The organism is Microbacterium sp. 2RAF4, from assembly GCF_052115285.1.
Lineage (GTDB): Bacteria > Actinomycetota > Actinomycetes > Actinomycetales > Microbacteriaceae > Microbacterium > Microbacterium oxydans.
Genome location: NZ_JBFRGI010000003.1, coordinates 106,217 through 124,648 on the forward strand (window position 1 = coordinate 106,217; position 18,432 = coordinate 124,648).

Sequence of the window (18,432 nt, forward strand, 5' to 3'; positions counted from 1 at the left end):
TTATCCAGAAGATTTACCCAGAGGAGTCGTGGACCGATTCGTCGTCCGCCCACGGCACGGGGCGAGTGGCGTACTGCTCACCACTCGCCCCGTGCGGGAACTGCGACGGATCTACTTGGCCGTCGGGGAGTTCGGGGACTCCACCTTGATGTCACCCGAGACGATCTGCTCCTGCAGAGTCTTGAGCTCGTCCATCAGGCCGTCGGGAAGCTGCGACTCGAAGTCGCCGAAGCCGGAGAGCTTCACGCCCTCGTTCTCGAGCGTGCCCACGTACGGAGCCGGGTCGAACTCGCCCTTCGCAGCGGCGAGGGTCGCGTCCTTCACAGCCACATCGATCGCCTTCATGATCGAGACGAGCGTGATGTCGGCGACCTGCGGGTCGGCGACGGCGAGGTCGCTGTCGACACCGAGCATCAGGGTGTCCTTGCCGCTGTCCGCGATCGCGGCCGCGGCGCTCTGGTACACGGGACCGCCGACCGGGAGGATGACGTCGACGCCCTGGTCGAGCACGCCCTGCGCGGTCTGCTTGGCGGTGTCGTTCGCGTCGAAGCCACCGGTGAAGGAGCCCTTCTGCGTGGCCTCGTCCCAACCGAAGACCTCGACCGCGGCCGACTTGTCCTCGTTGTACTTCTCGACACCGAGCTGGTAGCCGTCCATGAACACGGCGACCGACGGGATCTGCATTCCGCCGAAGGTGCCGACCTTGTTCACACCGCTCTGCGCGGACCAGGCCGCGGCGGCGTAGCCACCGAGGTAGGCGGCCTGAGCCGTGTCGAACACCAGCGGCTTGATGTTCGGAGCGTCGACGTTGCCGTCGAAGTCGTTGTCGGCCCAGTCGTCGATGATCGCGTAGTCGATCTCGGGGTTCGCGAGCGCGGACTCGACCGTGGCGGCCGACAGCTTAAAGCCGACGGAGACGATCAGCGAGCAGCCCTCGGAGACGGCGGTCTCCAGGTTCGGCGCGTAGTCGTTGTCATTCGCCGACTCGAACTCGAGCGGCTTGATGTCCAGCTCCTCGGCGGCGCTGTCCATGCCCTCCTTGGCGGACTGGTTGAACGACTTGTCGTTCCAGCCGCCGGCGTCGGAGACGAGGCAGGGCAGGAAGTCGGAGGCAACCGGCTCGCCGGAACCGGCGGGCTTGTCGGTCGGTGCCTGGCCGCAACCGGCGAGTGCGAAGACGACGCCAGCGGCGACGGTGACGCCGAGCAGCTTCTTGGTGGTGGAGATGGTCAACTGATGCCTCCCTCAACGAAACCGCGGCCATCGCGGATCGATCAAAGTTACCTAGTGTTTCGGTTTTTGTGCACACCGGCGCCGCACGTGCTGGCCAATGGTTACCAAGCTGAAATCAAGACAGCCGATGAGCGTGAGCGCCTGCTCATCGGAGCACGTCTCAGAGCACGTCGCCGCGTCCGGTGAGCTTGAGCGACTCGACGACGCCCTTGACCCGCTGCGCGTGCTGCACCGTGGTGACGAGCAGGGCGTCGGGGGTGTCGACCACGACGATGTCCTGCACCCCGACCAGGCTGATGACGCGCGTGGTCTGACTGACGAGGATCCCGCTCGCACCGTCGGTGAGCACGCGCGCCTTGGGTCCGAGCACCGCGAGGTCGTTCTTGCGGCCGTTGGTGATGAGCTTGGTGAGCGAGGCGAAATCGCCCACATCGTCCCAGTCGAAATGCCCGGGGACGACGGCGAGGCGTCCACGTCGCGCGGCGGGCTCGGCGACCGCGTAGTCGATGGCGATCTTCTTCAGGCGCGGCCAGATCCGATCGACAGCCGGCCCTCGACGTTCGCGATCGTCCCACGCCTCGGCGAGCTCGAGCAGACCGGCGTGCAGCTCCGGTTCGTTCGCGGCGAGCTCGTCCAGCAGCACGCTGGCCTTGGCGATGAACATGCCGGCGTTCCAGAGGTAGCCGCGATCGGCGATGTACGCTTTCGCCGTCTCGAGGTCGGGCTTCTCGACGAAGCTCGCCACCAGAGCGGCCTCCCGCGCACCGTCCACCACGAGCTCCGGGCCCATCTTGATGTACCCGAACCCGATCGCCGGCTCCGTCGGGGTGATGCCGATCGTGCAGATGTACCCCTCCCGTGCGACCTCGACGGCGTCGCGGACCGCGAACTCGAACACGCGCGTTCCCCGGATCACATGGTCCGCACTGAACGAGCCGATCACCACGTCGGGATTCCGGCGGTGCAGGATCGCCGCTGCGAGTCCGATCGCAGCCGCGGACTCTCGCGGCTCCGACTCCAGGAAGACGTTCAGATCGGGGATGCCGGGCAACTCCGCCTCGACGGCGGCACGGTGCGCGCGCCCGGTGACCACCGCGATCCGGTCCTCCCCCGCGAGCGGGATGAGCCGATCCCAGGTGTCGCGCAGCAGCGAGTGTCCCGAGCCGGTCAGGTCGTGCAGGAACTTCGGAGCGTCGGCCCGGGACAACGGCCAGAGCCTGCTGCCGATGCCGCCGGCGGGAATCACTGCGTAGAAATCCTTGATTGGTGCGCTCACCCTGCCCAGGGTAGCCGCACGGAACATCTCGACATCGAGACACTTAGGCTCCCCTTCGTCGCTCCCAGTGATCTGACAGGAATAGGATGGACACCGATCGGGCGTGCCTGAGCGCACGCGACCGGTTCACATCGATCCAGGGAGGACGACCGTGTCCACAAGCGCCCGCTTGACACCGTCGATTTCGGAAACCACGTCAAAGACCCCCCGCGGCACCCTCTATCGGGGTCGCGAAGGCATGTGGTCGTGGGTGCTTCACCGCATCACCGGAGTCGCCATCTTCTTCTTCCTGTTGGTGCACGTGCTCGACACGGCGCTGATCAGGGTGTCGCCGGAGGCGTACAACGCCGTCATCGGCACGTACAAGAACCCCATCATGGCCCTCGGCGAGGTCGTGCTCGTGGCCGGCATCGTGTTCCACGCGATGAACGGTCTGCGCATCATCGCCGTCGACTTCTGGTCGAAGGGCGCCAAGTACCAGCGTCAGCTGTTCTGGGGCGTCCTGCTGGTGTGGGGCATCATCATGGCCGGCTTCGTGCCCCGCCACCTGATGCTCGCGTTCGCCGGATTCGGAGGGGGACACTGATGTCCGCACAGACCGTCGCCGCCGCTCCGGCCCGCCGCCGCCGCGGGGTCAACCTCGAGAAGTGGGGCTGGATCTTCATGCGCGTCTCGGGCGTCGTGCTCGTCGTGCTGATCTTCGGCCACCTGTTCGTCAACCTCATGGTCGGCGAAGGCATCCATGCACTCGACTTCGCGTTCATCGCCGGCAAGTTCGCCACGCCGTTCTGGCAGTGGTGGGACGTGCTCATGCTGTGGCTCGCCCTCATCCACGGCGCCAACGGCATGCGCACGATCGTCAACGACTACGTGACGAACAGCACGGCGCGCAAATCGCTGGTCTGGGCGCTCGGGCTGGCCGCCGGCCTGCTCATCATCCTCGGCACGCTCGTGGTCTTCACGTTCGACCCGTGCCTGGGTGTGACCGAGGACAGCGTCCTCTGGTCCGAATGCGCCGCGATCGTCGGGAACTAGAAGAAGGCATACGAGAAGTGACTACCGAGACGCAGGATTCCGTCGTCCGAGACGGCGTGCACTACCACCAGTTCGACATCGTGATCGTGGGGGCGGGTGGAGCGGGCATGCGTGCCGCCATCGAAGCAGGCCCCGGCGCGAAGACGGCCGTGATCTCCAAGCTGTACCCCACGCGCTCGCACACCGGTGCGGCGCAGGGCGGCATGGCGGCGGCCCTCGCGAACGTCGAGGAGGACTCCTGGGAGTGGCACACCTTCGACACCGTCAAGGGTGGCGACTACCTCGTCGACCAGGACGCGGCGGAGATCCTCGCGAAGGAGGCCATCGACGCGGTCATCGACCTCGAGAACATGGGCCTCCCCTTCAACCGCACCCCCGAGGGCAAGATCGACCAGCGTCGCTTCGGCGGCCACACGGCCGAGCACGGCAAGACCCCGGTCCGTCGCGCGTGCTACGCCGCCGACCGCACCGGCCACATGATCCTGCAGACGCTGTTCCAGAACTGCGTCAAGCTCGGCATCAACTTCTTCAACGAGTTCTACGTGCTCGACCTCCTCACGGTGAAGGACGCCGACGGCAAGACGCAGGTCTCCGGTGTCGTCGCCTACGACCTCGCCACGGGCGAGTTGCACGTCTTCCAGGCCAAGGCCGTGATCTTCGCGACCGGCGGCTTCGGCAAGATCTTCAAGACCACCTCGAACGCGCACACCCTCACGGGCGACGGCGTCGGCATCGTGTGGCGCAAGGGCCTCCCCCTCGAGGACCTGGAGTTCTTCCAGTTCCATCCGACCGGCCTGGCCGGACTCGGCATCCTCCTCACCGAGGGTGCGCGAGGCGAAGGCGCCATCCTCCGCAACGCCTCGGGCGAGCGCTTCATGGAGCGCTATGCCCCGACGATCAAGGACCTCGCCCCGCGTGACATCGTCGCGCGCTGCATGGTCCAGGAGGTCGCGGAGGGTCGCGGCGCCGGCCCCCACAAGGACTACGTGCTGCTGGACTGCACGCACCTCGGTGCCGAGGTGCTCGAGACCAAGCTGCCGGACATCACCGAGTTCGCCCGCACCTACCTGGGCGTCGACCCGGTCGTCGAGCCGGTCCCCGTGATGCCGACCGCGCACTACGCGATGGGCGGCATCCCGACGAACAACAACGGCGAGGTTCTCGCGGACAACGACACCGTCGTCCCCGGCCTCTACGCCGCCGGCGAGTGCGCCTGCGTCTCGGTGCACGGTGCCAACCGCCTCGGCACCAACTCGCTGCTCGACATCAACGTGTTCGGCAAGAGGAGCGGCCGCAACGCCGTCGAGTACGTCAAGACGGCCGAGTTCGTGCCGCTGCCCGAGAACCCGGCGGCGTTCGTCTCCGACATGCTCGAGGGCCTGCGCAACAACCAGGGCACCGAGCGCATCGCGGTCCTGCGCAAGACGCTGCAGGACGAGATGGACAAGGGCGCGCAGGTGTTCCGCACTCACGAGTCCCTGGAGCACGTGCTGGGAGTCATCGCCGAGCTGCGCGAGCGCTACAAGAACGTGCACGTCGACGACAAGGGGCAGCGGTTCAACACCGACCTGCTCGAGGCCGTTGAGCTGGGCTTCCTGCTCGACATCGCCGAGGTCGTCGTCTACGCAGCGCAGAACCGTGAGGAGAGCCGCGGCGGCCACATGCGCGACGACTTCCCGAAGCGCGACGACGAGAACTACATGAAGCACACCATGGCCTACCTGACCGGCGACCCGCACTCGTCCACGCCGAGCGATCACATCAAGCTCGACTGGAAGCCCGTCGTCTTCACGAAGAACGAGCAGGGCGAGTTCAACTACCCGCCGATGGAGAGGAAGTACTGAGCATGTCGACCGCCATCGCAGAGGCACCTGCCGAAACGACCGAAGAGACGGGCATCCAGTCCTTCATCGTCACGTTCAACATCCGCCGGTTCAACCCCGAGGTCGACTCCGAGCCGCACTGGGTGGACTACGACGTGGAGCTCTACTCCACCGACCGCGTGCTGGACGCCCTCCACAAGATCAAGTGGGAGGTCGACGGCTCGCTGACCTTCCGCCGCTCCTGCGCCCACGGCATCTGCGGCTCGGACGCCATGCGCATCAACGGCCGCAACCGCCTCGCCTGCAAGACGCTGATCAAGGACCTCGACATCTCGAAGCCGATCTACGTCGAGGCCATCAAGGGTCTGCCGCTCGAGAAGGACCTCGTCGTCGACATGGAGCCGTTCTTCGCCTCGTACCGCGAGGTGCAGCCGTTCCTCGTCGCGAACTCCGTTCCGGAGAAGGGCAAGGAGCGCACGCAGTCCATCGCCGACCGCGAGATCTTCGACGACACCACCAAGTGCATCCTGTGCGCCGCGTGCACCTCGTCGTGCCCCGTGTTCTGGACCGACGGGCAGTACTTCGGCCCGGCGGCGATCGTCAACGCGCACCGCTTCATCTTCGACTCGCGCGACGACAACGCCGCCGTGCGTCTCGACATCCTCAACGACAAGGAAGGCGTCTGGCGCTGCCGCACGACCTTCAACTGCTCCGAGGCATGCCCCCGCGGCATCGAGGTCACCAAGGCCATCGCCGAGGTCAAGCAGGCTGTCCTGCGCGGCCGCCCCTGACCGCGCTTCGCCCGGCACGCGCCGCATCAGGCGATCACGTGAGAACAGGCGGTTCCGCTCCGGAGCCGCCTGTTCTCGCGTTTCCGCCTGAAGCGGCGCGTGACGAGATGACGGAGACGGGGATGAACACGACGCTTGGATAAGGTGGGTCCGTGGCTGATCCCGATGGCTCCACGACCCAGTCCGGTCGTCTCGATGCCGCTGTCGAACGCGCCTCAGCGCTCACCCAACGCACTCTCGGGCTGTTCCCCGTCCGCGTGTGGCGGCATTTCCTCCAGCACAACGGGTTCCTCCTCGCCGCAGGCGTGAGCTACCAGGCGCTGTTCGCGATCTTCGCGGCCATCTACCTCGCGTTCGCGATCGCCGGCCTCTGGCTCGGCGGCAGTGAAGACGCGGTGAACGGTCTGATCGCGATGATCAACAGCTACATCCCGAACCTCATCCAGCCCGAGGGCGGGGTGATCACACCGGAGCAGGTGCAGGAGATCGCCTCGAGCACGACCGGTGTGCTGAGCATCACCGGTCTGATCGCCCTGGGCACGGTGATCTGGACGGCGATCGGCTGGGTGACCTTCTCGCGACGCGCGACCAGAGACATCTTCGGCCTGCCTCCCGATCGCCGCAGCTACGTGATCCTGAAAGCGCGCGACCTCCTGGCCGCGGTGATCTTCGGAGCATCGCTGGTGGCCGGGTCGATCCTCAGCTCCGCGAGCGCCGCCGTCCTGAGCTGGCTCCTCGGCCTCCTGGGCTGGGACTCCGGTTCCAACGGCGTGATCCTGATCCGCATCGGTGCGGTCATCGTGTCGTTCGCGTTGATGTCGGGCGCGCTGGCGGCGATGGTCCGCTTCCTCACCGGCACCTCACTGCACTGGGGGACGATCTGGCCCGGCGCTCTCCTCGGCGGTGGAGCGATGACGATCCTGCAGTTCGGTGCTGGCTTCCTGCTCAGCTACACGCCCTCCAACCCGCTGCTCGCCACGTTCGCCATCTTCATCGGGCTCCTGCTCTGGTTCCGCATCAACGGCGTGGTCATGCTGGTCGCCTCGTCCTGGATCGCGGTCGCCGCACAGGACCGCGATCAGCCGCTCCTGGAGCAGACCGAGGCGGAACGCCGCGTGGCCGAGTACCAGGCCCTCCTGACCGCCGCCCGCATCCGAGTGCGTGACGCCCGTGCCGCTCGACTCGACGCGCCCTGGTATCGGGCGTGGGCCGCGGGACGGGCATTGCGCGACGCAGAGGATGAGCTTCACGACCTCGAGGCCTCCCCTCCCCCGCCGGCGGACATGAGCACACCGCTCGCGCGACGCCTGCTGGCCGAGTTGAACCACCGCTCCGGACGGGATGTCGGCGACCCTCGTTAGGCTGGGGACCATGCCTCATCTGCGTATCGCCACGGTAAATGTCAACGGAATTCGAGCGGCGGCTCGCAACGGGATGAGCTCCTGGTTGGACGAGGCGGGTGTCGACATCCTCACGCTCCAGGAGGTCCGCGGGCAGGACGAGCATCTGGAGGCCGCGCTTCCCGGGTGGTCGTTCGTGCACGACGAGGCCACCGCGAAGGGTCGGGCAGGCGTCGCGATCGCCAGTCGCACGCCCGCTCTCGCCTCGCGTACCGACTTCGGCCCCGACGACTTCGACTCCAAGGGCCGCTGGATCGAAGCCGACTACCTGATCGGCGACCGCCCGCTCACCGTCGTGAGCGCGTACGTGCACTCCGGAGAAGCCGACACACCCAAGCAGGATGAGAAGTGGAAGTTCCTCGACGCCTTCGGCACCCGTCTCGGCGAGCTCAACACCGACGGTGCGCTGGCGCTCGTCACCGGCGACCTCAACGTCGGACACCGTGAGCTCGACATCAAGAACTGGCGTGGCAATCGCAAGAAGGCGGGCTTCCTGCCCCGCGAACGCGCCTACTTCGACCGGTTCCTCGGCGAGGCCGGTACAGAGGTCTCGGGCGTCGACGGTACCGTCGGCACGGGCCTCGGCTGGGTCGACGTCGGCCGGGCATTCCACGGGGAGATCGACGGTCCCTACACCTGGTGGTCGATGCGCGGGCAGGCGTTCGACAACGATTCCGGGTGGCGCATCGACTACCACTTGGCCACGCCCGCTCTCGCGGAGCGCGTGGAGACCTATCATGTCGCGCGCGCCGCGGCCTACGACCAGCGCTGGAGCGACCACGCGCCGGTGGTCGTCGACTACCGCTACTGATCGGAGCCGGCTGCGCCGTCTCCGTCCGTGACGGCCGCGGTGGTGCCGGGCGCGTAGCGGTACCAGCCGCGATACTCGAGCACGGTTCCCGCCAGGGGGCTCGTCGCCCGCATGTCGATCGTGCGACGACGGTGCACCTCGTCCCAGCCGTCGATGAGATCGACGTCGACGCGAAGAGGTCCACGCAGCGGGATGCGCAACCGTCCGAACCGCAGGCGGACGGCACGAGTGCGCATCCGCAGCGCGCCGTCCTGCGTCACCGAACAGTGCTCGAGCATCTCGACCCGGCCTCGATCGCCCAGTGCGTTCTGGACCAGCCCAGGATGCCCCGTGGCGAAGAGCCGATCCCTGACATACTGCGTCGCACCAGGGAAGCGGAACTCGCGGACCGTGGCGAGCACCGCCCGGCCCGACGATATGCGGGTCGATGCGGCCTCGATCCGGAACGGCACATCCCGCGCGAGCCGGGTGACGAGCAGACCGGAGCCGACGAGGGGGCGGGCGAGAACGGAGAGACGGCCGAACCTGCTCCCTGCGACGGTGAACACGCCGTCGGCGCTGTCGAGGTCCGGTCGCCCCGGATCCGCCTGAACACGCATCTGCGCGAGGATCTCGGGGTGGAGCCGCTCGGCTTCCTCGCCCAGCGCTTCCAGGAAGGCCGCTCCGCGAGCGGTCACTCCCTCACCTCCTCGCGGTAGGGCTTCACGGTCGCCGGCGCCGGCCCCTCGACGAACTCGCACGTGAAGGCGCCTCGGTAGCCGAACAGGAACCCGAAGACGTCGTTGTGGATCTCCAGGTCGATGAGGTACCGCTCCTGCTCATCGTCGTAGCGCTCGAGGAGTCTGGCGCGACCGCTGAACAGCATCGGGAACCGGAAGGCGAACCGCCCCTCGTAGAAGCGTTGCGCGCCCGAGGTGAGCAGGAGTGCGCCTTCGTCGGTCACCTCCAGGTCGAGGTCGACGGCGAGGTGCTGATGGGTGCCCAGGTAGTCGACGACCCGCTGACGGGCGTCACTGTAGATCATGGTCGCGTCGAAACGGCGGCGTCGCCCCGGCCGCACATCCATGGTCCGCACGAAGGTCACGGTCTCGCGCCCGAAGTCGTCGATGTACGCGTGGTTGTCGATACGGAAGGGCACGTCGCTCCCGCGCTCGGGGAACAGGATGTTGCGGAAGGTGCCGACCAGCAGGAACGGCAACGTCCACCACGGTCCGCGACGCACCTCTGTCATCACGCCGCGTCCGACGCAGCCGTATCCCGCATCCACCCCGACCCCGAAGCGTCGCTGCAGCTGTGGGTGGAGCCGGGTGAAATCGTCTCCCAGCGCACGCTCGAAAATCCCTCGCTCCGCGCTCATGCGATGGCCTCGAGCGACTCGGGCGCGTCCTGCATGACGGTGCGTCCGCCACGTCGGGGCGGGCGCGAGAGGCAATTGCGGGCACGGGGACGTCGGCCTCGGCGCAACGACCTCCATCCACTCGTCTCCTCGGGTGGAATCCCCTCCTCGGCCCACAGCCGGAGACGGTCGAAGCTCCTCGCGGTCAGCCACCACACGAAGCGTCGCGTGATGAGCGGATCGAGCGCTCGCCCGATCCACCCCCACCCCGGGGCGTAGTCGTATCCCGTGAGGAACCGCACGCCGTCCTCGGTCGGCACATATCGCCAGTATCCGCGTCCTGTGCCCAGGGGCGAGAACGCGTCCTCGGTATCGAACAGCAGCGCGGAGGTGCGCTCCCCCGCACCGCTCTCCCTGGTCGCCAGCGAGATGCCGGTCCCGCGGATGGTGTGCAGCCGGAGGTCGAGCTCGTATCGGAACTCCTGCGCTCCGTCCGCTCTGGTGCGCTGCGGCGCGATGTCCGTGAAACGCGCATCCCATCGCACGTGCGAGGCCGGGTCCTGGGTGAGCCGCCACACCTCGTCCAGGGGAGCCCGGATCAGCACCTCGACGTAGAGGGCCCGATCCTTCCGCGACCGTTGACGGGGAGATGCGGAGGCCATGCGCCCATCGTAGGGGCACCGCACGAACCGCATAGGATTGATCCCGTGACGAGACCTCGCCTTTACTCCGGAATGCAGCCCTCCGCCGACTCCCTCCAGATCGGCAACTACATCGGCGCGCTGCTCCAGTGGCGGGACCTGCAGACCTCCTACGACGCCTACTTCTCGGTCGTCGACCTGCACGCGATCACGGTGGCCCAGGACCCGGCCGAGCTCCGCGAGAAGACGCGCCGCACCGCTGCGCAGTACATCGCCGCGGGCATCGAGCCCTCGCTGTCGACGCTGTACGTGCAGTCGCATGTGCGCGCGCACGCCGAGCTGGCGTGGATCCTGAGCACCATCACCGGCTTCGGAGAGGCCGGACGGATGACGCAGTTCAAGGACAAGTCGTCGCGCTACGGAGCCGACTCGACGAGCGTGGGACTGTTCACGTATCCGGTGCTCATGGCCGCCGACATCCTGCTGTACCAGACCGACGTGGTGCCGGTGGGCGATGACCAGAAGCAGCATGTGGAGCTCACGCGCGATCTCGCCGAGCGCTTCAATTCGCGGTTCGGAGAGACCTTCACCGTGCCGATGCCGGTCATCCAGAAGGAGACCGCGCGCATCTACGACCTGCAGAACCCGACCTCCAAGATGTCGAAGTCGGCCGAGAGCGACGCCGGCGTGCTGTGGATGCTCGACGACCCGGCGAAGTCGGCGAAGAAGGTCATGCGCGCCGTGACCGACAACGAGGGCTCGGTGCGCTTCGACCGCGAGAACAAGCCCGGTGTCTCGAACCTGCTGACCATCTACGCGGCGCTGACCGGACGCCAGATCCCGGCGATCGAGGATGAGTATGCCGGTCGTGGCTACGGCGATTTCAAGAAGGGTCTCGCCGAGGTCGTCGTGAACGAGTTCGAGCCGGTGCGCGCCCGCGCGCTGGAGCTGCTCGACGACCCCGCAGAGCTCGACCGCATCCTCGCCGAGAACGCCGCACGCGCCGACGCCGTCGCCGACGAGACGCTCTCGAACGTGTACGACCGGGTGGGTCTGCTCCGGCGCATCTGACGCTCGCCTTAGGATGGGGGTCGTGACCGATCCGCAGTTGCCTCCCCCGTCCGGCGCCATGCCCTCCGATCCGCCTGTGCCGCCCACGGCGTCAGCGCCTCCGGCACCGGACTTCCCGTCCGGCGCGTTCCCGCCGCCGGCCGCACCCGCGTACCCTCCGGCGGCTCCGACGTATCCTCCCGCAGCTCCCGCGTATCCCCCGGCAGCACCGGCCGGCCACCCCGCGGCGCCGGCTCCGGCTCCGGGCTACCCTGCGGCCCCTCCCGGCGCCTACCAGGTGCCCGTCGGCGGCTACCCGGCCCCTTCCGGCGCCTATCAGGTGCCCGCCGCACCGACTCCCTCCTCCTCGCGGCTCCTCGGAACGCTCGCCCTGGTCCTCGCTCTCGTCGCGGCGGTCGTGCCGGCGATCGTCGTCAGCGTCAGCGCGTTCGAGATCGGTCGATACCTGCCGAACGGCGCATCGGTCACGGCCGATGACCTCCGGGTGCTGACGCCGGTCCGGGATCAGGTGCTCTGGGCGGAGCTCTCCTTCTGGCTCGGGACCCTCGTCGGCGTCGCCGCGATCGTCCTCGGCATCATCGCGATCGCCAAGAAGCGTGGCCGGGGTGCAGGAATCGCCGCTCTCGTGGTGGCGGTCCTGGCATCGGTGATCTTCTTCATCGCCCTGGTGGTGGCTCTCACGAGCGGCGCCGCTGCGGGGTTGTCGAACTTCTCGGCCTGAGCGCACCGCCGGTCGGCAGCTCCCGCCTCAGCGCGGCGCGTGGTGTTTCTGCTGCGCCGCCAGGAGCCCTTCGCCGACCAGCAGCTCGACCGCATCGGCGGCATCCGAGACGAGGATCGGCAGGTTCGGCCGCTCCTCCTTGCCGAAGGGTGCCAGCACCCAGTCCGCAGGGTCCTGACGCCCGACCGGACGACCGATGCCCACTCGCACGCGCGGGAAATCCGCCGTGCCCAGCGCTCTGGCGACATCGCGCACGCCGTTGTGCCCTCCGTGTCCGCCGCCCGTCTTGAGCTTGACGGTGTCGAACGGGATGTCGAGCTCGTCGTGCACCACGACCACCTGCTCCGCGGGGACCGAGTAGAACCGCGCCAGAGCCGCCACCGGCGTGCCCGAGACGTTCATGAACGTGTTCGGCTTCGCGAGCACCAGCTTGTCCGCGCCGGGGCGCAGCCAGGTCTCGACGACGCGCGCTCCCCCCTTGTGCTCGCGGAACGCCTCGGAACGCCGCGAGGCGAGCTCATCGACGACCATCTGTCCGATGTTGTGCCGAGTGCTCTCATACCGCGGGCCGGGGTTGCCGAGCCCCACCACGAGCCAGGTCGATGGCATGTCCTCGTCCTCTCCCTGTCCGGGGCTGCAGCATCCCGGTCAGGATACGACAGAGGGGACGCGATCGGATCGCGTCCCCTCTGTGATGAATCAGTCGGAGATCACTCCGCGGCAGCCTCTTCGGTCGCCTCATCGGCGGACTCGCCTTCGGTCTCCGCCTCGTCCTCTTCCGCGGGTGCGGCGGGCACGGAGATCGCGACGACGAGCACCTCGGGGTCGGAGAGCAGCGTGGAGCCCTTGGGGAGCTGCACGTCGGCGGCGGTGATGTGCGCGCCCTCTTCCAGGCCCTCGACCGAGACCTCGATGTTCTGCGGGATGTGCGTGGCCTCGGCCTCGATCGACACGGTGGTGGCGTCGAGGTTCGCGATCGTGCCGGGAGCGGACTCGCCCGTGACGATGATCGGGACGTCGATGGCGACCTTCTCGCCCTTCTTCACGACGAGCAGGTCGATGTGCTCGATGATCTGGTGCACCGGGTCCTTCTGCACGTCCTTGACCAGAGCCAGCTGGGACTTGCCCTCGATGTCGAGCTCGAGCAGCGCGTTGGCGCGGCGAAGGATGAGCGAGACCTGGTGGCCGGGGAGTGCGACGTGCACCGGCTCCGTGCCGTGACCGTAGATGACGGCGGGGATCTTGCCGGCGGCGCGGAGGCGGCGGGCGAAGCCCTTGCCGAAGCTCTCGCGAAGCTCGGCCTGGACCTTGGTGTCTTCAGACATGGGTTCTCCTTCGGGGCACGCAGCGAAGGCGCCGCGCGGTGGTCTTGGAATTTTCGAACTCGCTGACGCAGGAGGAAAGCCACCGGGCTTGCTTCGCCGCGTCGATAACGGATGTTCGCGCACGCGCAGAAGCATCCCTCGCCGAGGTACAGCCTCAATGGTACCGGATGACCCGATAGGCTGAGGACACCGGTCCTTTTCTGCAGAACACGGAGAACCCCCATGCTCGACGGCGCCTTCCTCTCGCACGCACTCCTCTGGCTGATCGGCGCCATGACCGTGTGCGCGGCCGTCACCTCGTTCATCGCGCTGTTCGCGATGGGCCGCTCGGGTTACCGCAAGGACTGACGGGCGGCAGCGGCGCTAGCGCTGCCCCACCGCCGCGGCGATGAGCGCGGATGCGGTCCGCACGTCCGCCGCCGCGTCGACCCGGATGCCCTCTTCGTCTGCGTCGAGCGACTCGAGAGTCTGCAGCTGGGAATCCAGCAGCGCAGCCGGCATGAAGTGATCCATGCGCAGGCGCATCCGCTCCTCGAGGACCTCCCGTCCGATCGACAGTTCGGCGAAGAAGGTCTCCGGTGCCTCTTCTCTGATGAGGTCGCGGTAGACGCGTCGAAGTGCTGAGCAGGCGACGACGATCCGCTGCTCCGCCTGGAGGGTTTCGCCGACGAGGCGGAGCCAGGGCTGTCGATCCGCATCGTCCAGCGGGACTCCAGCGGCCATCTTGCTGACGTTCTCCGGCGGATGCAGGTCATCGCCGTCGATGAACCGCGCTCCGAGAGAGCCGGCCAGGAACGCACCCACCGTCGACTTGCCGGAGCCGCTCGGCCCCATCACGACGATGCGCACGCTCATGCGCCTCTTCCGAAATCGATGAGCACCTTGCAGGAGCTCGCAGGGTCGGCGGCCCGTGCGAACGCCTCGAGCGCATCGTCGACCGGCAGCACGTGGCTGATGATACCGCGCACGTCGAGGCTGCCGTCGGCGAGAGCGGCGATGACCTCGTCGAACTCCGCCCCGAAGCGGAACGATCCGCGCAGGGTGAGTTCGCGAGTGATCGCGGTGGCCATCGGCGCCGGCACGTCTCCTCCGCGCTGCAGCCCCAGCATCACCACCACGCCCCCGCGGACGGCAGCGGAGACGGCGGCCGCGAGACCAGGGACGGTGCCGCTGGATTCGACCACGACATCGGCGTGCAGCTCGGAGATCTCGCTCTCCGCCCTGGCGTCGATCGACCGGATGCCCCGCGCTTCGGCGATCTCCCGCGGCAGCTGCTGCAGATCGGTGACCGTCACGGAGGCGGCCCCCTCGCGCTGGGCGACGGCCGCGACGAGTTGGCCGATCGGTCCGGCGCCGATCACCACGACGCTGCGACCTCGGACGTCGCCGGCTCGCCGCACACCGTGCCAGGCGACCGCGGCTGGTTCAGCCAACGCCGCCGTGCGCAGATCGAGGCCGGCGGGGAGAGGGTGCAGCATCCGTGCGGGGAGCGCCACGCGACGGGCGAAGGCCCCCGGGGTATGGGGCAGGTGCATCGCGGACCCGAGATACGTCGAAGCCGGTGCGAGGTTGGGATGCTCGGCCGGCCAGGGTGTGCGCCCGTCCCCGTGCGCGGTGAGCGGATGGACGGCCACAGGCGTGCCGACTGCGGGCCCCGAGCCGTCGGCAGCGGCGACCGTCACGATGCCGGACACCTCGTGCCCGAGGATCATCGGCTCCCGCAGCACCGAGGCCCCGGCGGCTCCGTGTCGCCAGTAGTGGAGGTCGGACCCGCAGACGCCCCCGAAGGCCACATCGACCACGGCCTCGTCCGGTCGTGCCATCGGCGCACCGATGTCTTCGATCCGCAGATCGTCGGCGGCGTGCGCCACCACAGCGAGGTTCTCCACCGCGCTCCTTCCCCGGTCACACGAAGGGCGTGACCAATCGGATGCCCGCCACGTCGACGGTCACGGTCTGTCCTGGCGCCACGACCGCCTGGGAGTGCGGCGCGCCGGTCATGATGACGTCCCCGGGACCCAGCGGCGACCACGCGGCCACATACGCAAGGCATTCCCGGATCGACATCGGCAGCTGAGTGCTCCCGGTGGCGGCGACGCGGCGACCGTCGACCTCCACCTCGAGGATCACATCGTCGATGCCGGCGTCGGTGTCGATCCAGGGGCCGAGCGGGGTATAGCCCTCCCCCGACTTCGACTCGAAGTTGCGCGGGTCGACCTCGGCGCGCTCGGGACTGGACAGGTCGTTCACGGCGGTGATGCCGAGGACGTACTCCTGCGCGTTCTGCACCGTCAGCCCCGCGGTCGGGCGTCCGATCACGACGGCGATCTCGCCCTCTGCCACCTGTGCACCGGCGTCGCGGCGCAGCGTCACCGCCACCCCGCTGCCGACCACGGTCCGCGGGCTCTTGAGCCACGCCTGCACGGGTGCGGCATGGTCAGGGCCGTTCTGGGCGATGCCGACGACGACGACCGGATCCACCGGCGCGATGACGGCCCCCTCGACGGTCCCGCCAATGTCGCTCGGCTCGCTCCCGTCGGCGAAGGCCGCGAAGGGGTCGGTGATCGGCACCGGACCGTGGGCACCCTCCCGCACCCACACCGGTCCACCGGGCGCGGAGACGCGACCGATGCGCATCAGACGACCGCCGTCATGCCACCGTCGACGAACAGCGTCTGCCCGTTGACGAAGTCGCTCGCGGAGCTCGCCAGGAACAGCAGGGCGCCGACGAGGTCCGCGGTGTCTCCCCACCGACCGGCAGGGGTCCGTCCGCGCACCCATTCCGAGAACTGCTCATCGGCGACGAGCGCCTTCGTGAGCTCGGTGGCGAAGTACCCGGGGGCGATCGCGTTGGCCTGGATGCCGTGCGGCGCGAGGTCGGCGCACAGACCCTTCGTGAACATCACGATCGCGCCCTTGGTCGCCGCATACGCCGCGATCGAGGGACGGGCGAGCTGCGATTGGACACTGCCGATCTGGATGATCTTGCCCGAGCCCCGCTCGATCATCCCGGCCGAGACCCGACGCGACAGGTGGAAGACGCTGGACAGGTTGGTCTGCACGAGGGCATCCCAGTCCTCGTCCGCGAACTCGGCGATGGGCGCGCGTCGTTGGACACCGGCGTTGTTGACGAGGATGTCAGGGGCGCCGATCAACTGTTCGACCGCGTTCATGCCGTCATCCACCGCTGCAGCATCCGTCACGTCGAAGACGATGCTGTGCACGACGGCCCCGGTCGCGCGGGCGATCTCCGTCGCCGACGCGTCCGCCTTCGCCGCGTCGCGCCCATGCACGACGACGGTCGCTCCGGCGCCGGCCAGCCCCTCGGCGAGGGTCTTCCCGATGCCCTGGCTCGACCCTGTGACCAGCGCCGTCCGCCCCGTGAGATCGAAGGCGGCCAGTCCCGCCGGCAGTGCCGTCATCGTCCAACGGCCTTGATCGAGACGGTGGTGGCGAACACATCGTCGCCGGCCTCGGCGCGCGAGACCTTGATCGCGTCGTCGACGCGGGTGAGGTCGCGGCGGAGGGTCTCGGGAGCGAGGAACGTCGATGCGGTGGTGATGAGAGCGAGCACCGCCATGTAGATGGCCAGCAGCACCCAGTTGCCGTCGCTGACCGCGATCAGGTACGCGCCGAGGACACCGGCGAGGCCGCCGGCGAGCACGGCAGAGATCTCGCGGGCCATCGCCACGCCGAGGTACCGGTGACGGTTGCCGAAGAGTTCGGGGAGCATGGCGCACTGCGGTCCGAGCATGCTGTTCACCGCCACGCCGATGCCGATGGCGATCACGCCGATCGCGATGGCGTAGTTCCCGAGCGACAGGAGCCACCACGCGGGGAACGTGTAGACGAGCATGAAGACCGCACCGAACCGGTACACCGTGCGGCGGCCGAAGCGGTCGGAGAGGTGCCCTGTGAACGGCACGGAGAAGACGCCGATCAGCGAGCCGAGGGTGACGCCCCAGGTGAGCAGGCTCTTGTCGGCGGTGTCGCCGACAACAGTCACGAAGAACGCGAGGCCGAGGGTCTGGAACATGTACGAGCCGCCGTTCTCCGCCATGCGCAGCCCGACGCCCACGATCACGCCCGGGAGGCCATGCGTGAAGATCTCCCGGATCGGACGATCGGCGATCTGCTCGTGCTTCTCGAGCTCGACGAACGTCGGCGTCTCACGCAGCCGCATCCGGATGAACAGCGCCAGCAGGATCAGTGCGAAGGAGGCGAGGAACGGCACGCGCCATCCCCAGCTCAGCAGCTGGTCCTCGGGGAGCAGGGTGATCAGTCCGAAGACGACGGCAGCGAGCAGCGTCCCCGCCTGGATGCCGACGAACGGAAGAGCCGAGAAGAAGCCGCGGCGCTTCACCGGCGCGTACTCGGCCATCAGCACGGTCGCCCCCGCCTGCTCTGCACCGGCGCCGAAGCCCTGCAGCAGTCGCATCAGCACCAGCAGGATCGGCGCCCACACGCCGATCGCGGCGTACGTGGGAAGCAGCCCGATCGCCGTGGAGGCTCCACCCATCAGCACGATGGTCGCGACCAGCACCCACTTGCGTCCGAGCTTGTCGCCCAGGACGCCGAAGAACAGTCCGCCGAACGGACGCGCCAGGAATCCGACGCCGAAGGTCGCGAACGCGGCGACCGTCGCCATGGCCGGATCGTCTTGAGGGAAGAACAGGACGTTGAAGATCAGGGCGGTCGAGAGGCCGTAGAGCGCGAAGTCGAAGTACTCCAGCGCGCTGCCGATACTCGACGCGAGCGTCGCGCGGCGCAGATTCGCCGCGTATTCCGGGTCGTCCGACGCTGCTCGGGCTGAGGTGCGGGGGTCTGTCACGGCCATCTCCTTCGATCGGCTTCGCCTGCGGCGTGATGACGACTGTACCAGCCCGTTGAATTCCGTTCAACCCTTTGGACCGGTTGCAGAAGGCGCTCGCACGCGTGAAGAACCGCCGCCCCTCAGCAGGGCGGCGGC

The 18,432-nt window shown here is 68.2% G+C and carries 21 protein-coding genes; 9 read left to right on the top strand and 12 right to left on the bottom strand.

Annotation, left to right across the window (positions count from 1 at the left end; all coding sequences use genetic code 11):
• Positions 1-111: 111 nt before the first annotated feature.
• Entirely contained in the window at positions 112-1,233 is a 1,122-nt protein-coding gene (locus AB4070_RS14030; protein WP_058631796.1) for a BMP family lipoprotein, read from the bottom strand.
• A 160-nt stretch (positions 1,234-1,393) separates the two neighbouring features.
• Positions 1,394-2,509: a mannose-1-phosphate guanylyltransferase gene (locus AB4070_RS14035; RefSeq protein ID WP_441980650.1), complete on the bottom strand. Its 1,116-nt coding sequence runs from the start codon at positions 2,507-2,509 to the stop codon at positions 1,394-1,396.
• Positions 2,510-2,660: 151 nt separating this feature from the next.
• Here AB4070_RS14035 and sdhC point away from each other — a divergent pair, with 151 nt between their 5' ends.
• The 6 genes from sdhC (at position 2,661) to AB4070_RS14065 (ending at position 8,369) form a co-directional block, all read left to right on the top strand.
• Positions 2,661-3,095: a succinate dehydrogenase, cytochrome b556 subunit gene (gene sdhC, locus AB4070_RS14040; protein WP_072591539.1), complete on the top strand. Its 435-nt coding sequence runs from the start codon at positions 2,661-2,663 to the stop codon at positions 3,093-3,095.
• Positions 3,095-3,544 carry a succinate dehydrogenase hydrophobic membrane anchor subunit gene (locus AB4070_RS14045; protein ID WP_046748938.1) on the top strand — a complete coding sequence of 150 codons (450 nt, stop codon included), beginning with the start codon at positions 3,095-3,097 and terminating at the stop codon, positions 3,542-3,544. The genes sdhC and AB4070_RS14045 overlap by 1 nt, the downstream gene beginning before the upstream one ends.
• 17 nt (positions 3,545-3,561) lie before the next feature.
• On the top strand, positions 3,562-5,388 hold the full coding sequence (gene sdhA / locus AB4070_RS14050; protein WP_282848787.1) for a succinate dehydrogenase flavoprotein subunit: 1,827 nt from the start codon (positions 3,562-3,564) through the stop codon (positions 5,386-5,388).
• A 2-nt stretch (positions 5,389-5,390) separates the two neighbouring features.
• A complete protein-coding gene (locus AB4070_RS14055) occupies positions 5,391-6,158 on the top strand; it encodes a succinate dehydrogenase iron-sulfur subunit (RefSeq protein ID WP_441980651.1) in 768 nt (255 codons plus the stop codon).
• 152 nt (positions 6,159-6,310) lie between these two features.
• Positions 6,311-7,519, top strand: coding sequence for a YihY/virulence factor BrkB family protein (locus tag AB4070_RS14060; RefSeq protein ID WP_441980652.1), 1,209 nt, complete (start codon positions 6,311-6,313; stop codon positions 7,517-7,519).
• Positions 7,520-7,529: 10 nt separating this feature from the next.
• Positions 7,530-8,369, top strand: a complete 840-nt coding sequence (locus AB4070_RS14065) for an exodeoxyribonuclease III (protein ID WP_441980653.1) — start codon at positions 7,530-7,532, stop codon at positions 8,367-8,369.
• On the opposite strand, the gene AB4070_RS14070 is transcribed toward AB4070_RS14065, so the two are convergent.
• From AB4070_RS14070 to AB4070_RS14080, 3 genes are read right to left on the bottom strand one after another with little or no spacing between them, the layout of a single operon-like run.
• Complete coding sequence (locus tag AB4070_RS14070; protein ID WP_441980654.1) at positions 8,363-9,046, bottom strand: DUF4166 domain-containing protein; 684 nt, start codon at positions 9,044-9,046, stop codon at positions 8,363-8,365. The genes AB4070_RS14065 and AB4070_RS14070 overlap by 7 nt on opposite strands.
• On the bottom strand, positions 9,043-9,726 hold the full coding sequence (locus tag AB4070_RS14075; RefSeq protein WP_441980655.1) for a DUF4166 domain-containing protein: 684 nt from the start codon (positions 9,724-9,726) through the stop codon (positions 9,043-9,045). The genes AB4070_RS14070 and AB4070_RS14075 overlap by 4 nt, the downstream gene beginning before the upstream one ends.
• Positions 9,723-10,367, bottom strand: coding sequence for an SRPBCC family protein (locus tag AB4070_RS14080; protein WP_441980656.1), 645 nt, complete (start codon positions 10,365-10,367; stop codon positions 9,723-9,725). Before AB4070_RS14080 ends, AB4070_RS14075 begins: the two co-directional genes overlap by 4 nt.
• Positions 10,368-10,412: 45 nt before the next feature.
• Here AB4070_RS14080 and trpS point away from each other — a divergent pair, with 45 nt between their 5' ends.
• Positions 10,413-11,417 (top strand): tryptophan--tRNA ligase, encoded by a 1,005-nt coding sequence (gene trpS / locus AB4070_RS14085; protein WP_441980657.1) that lies wholly within the window; start codon positions 10,413-10,415, stop codon positions 11,415-11,417.
• 13 nt (positions 11,418-11,430) lie between these two features.
• Positions 11,431-12,138, top strand: coding sequence for a hypothetical protein (locus AB4070_RS14090; protein ID WP_441980658.1), 708 nt, complete (start codon positions 11,431-11,433; stop codon positions 12,136-12,138).
• A gap of 27 nt (positions 12,139-12,165) precedes the next feature.
• On the opposite strand, the gene pth is transcribed toward AB4070_RS14090, so the two are convergent.
• Both pth and AB4070_RS14100 read right to left on the bottom strand, forming a co-directional pair.
• Entirely contained in the window at positions 12,166-12,747 is a 582-nt protein-coding gene (gene pth / locus AB4070_RS14095) for an aminoacyl-tRNA hydrolase (RefSeq protein WP_441980659.1), read from the bottom strand.
• A 101-nt stretch (positions 12,748-12,848) separates the two neighbouring features.
• Entirely contained in the window at positions 12,849-13,463 is a 615-nt protein-coding gene (locus AB4070_RS14100; RefSeq protein WP_046748929.1) for a 50S ribosomal protein L25/general stress protein Ctc, read from the bottom strand.
• Between the two features lie 222 nt (positions 13,464-13,685).
• On the opposite strand from AB4070_RS14100, the gene AB4070_RS14105 reads away from it, so the two are divergent.
• Positions 13,686-13,811 carry a hypothetical protein gene (locus tag AB4070_RS14105; protein WP_017828452.1) on the top strand — a complete coding sequence of 42 codons (126 nt, stop codon included), beginning with the start codon at positions 13,686-13,688 and terminating at the stop codon, positions 13,809-13,811.
• Between the two features lie 15 nt (positions 13,812-13,826).
• Here the strand turns inward: AB4070_RS14105 and AB4070_RS14110 are convergent, their stop codons facing one another.
• From AB4070_RS14110 to AB4070_RS14130, 5 genes are read right to left on the bottom strand one after another with little or no spacing between them, the layout of a single operon-like run.
• The gene (locus AB4070_RS14110) at positions 13,827-14,318 is read right to left on the bottom strand and encodes a gluconokinase (protein WP_441980660.1); all 492 of its coding nucleotides are present in this window, start codon (positions 14,316-14,318) and stop codon (positions 13,827-13,829) included.
• Positions 14,315-15,352 (bottom strand): alcohol dehydrogenase catalytic domain-containing protein, encoded by a 1,038-nt coding sequence (locus AB4070_RS14115; RefSeq protein WP_441980661.1) that lies wholly within the window; start codon positions 15,350-15,352, stop codon positions 14,315-14,317. The genes AB4070_RS14110 and AB4070_RS14115 overlap by 4 nt, the downstream gene beginning before the upstream one ends.
• 16 nt (positions 15,353-15,368) lie before the next feature.
• On the bottom strand, positions 15,369-16,100 hold the full coding sequence (locus tag AB4070_RS14120) for a fumarylacetoacetate hydrolase family protein (RefSeq protein WP_441980662.1): 732 nt from the start codon (positions 16,098-16,100) through the stop codon (positions 15,369-15,371).
• Positions 16,100-16,885: an SDR family oxidoreductase gene (locus tag AB4070_RS14125; RefSeq protein ID WP_441980663.1), complete on the bottom strand. Its 786-nt coding sequence runs from the start codon at positions 16,883-16,885 to the stop codon at positions 16,100-16,102. The genes AB4070_RS14120 and AB4070_RS14125 overlap by 1 nt, the downstream gene beginning before the upstream one ends.
• Entirely contained in the window at positions 16,882-18,300 is a 1,419-nt protein-coding gene (locus tag AB4070_RS14130) for an MFS transporter (RefSeq protein WP_046748924.1), read from the bottom strand. The genes AB4070_RS14125 and AB4070_RS14130 overlap by 4 nt, the downstream gene beginning before the upstream one ends.
• Positions 18,301-18,432: the final 132 nt, after the last annotated feature.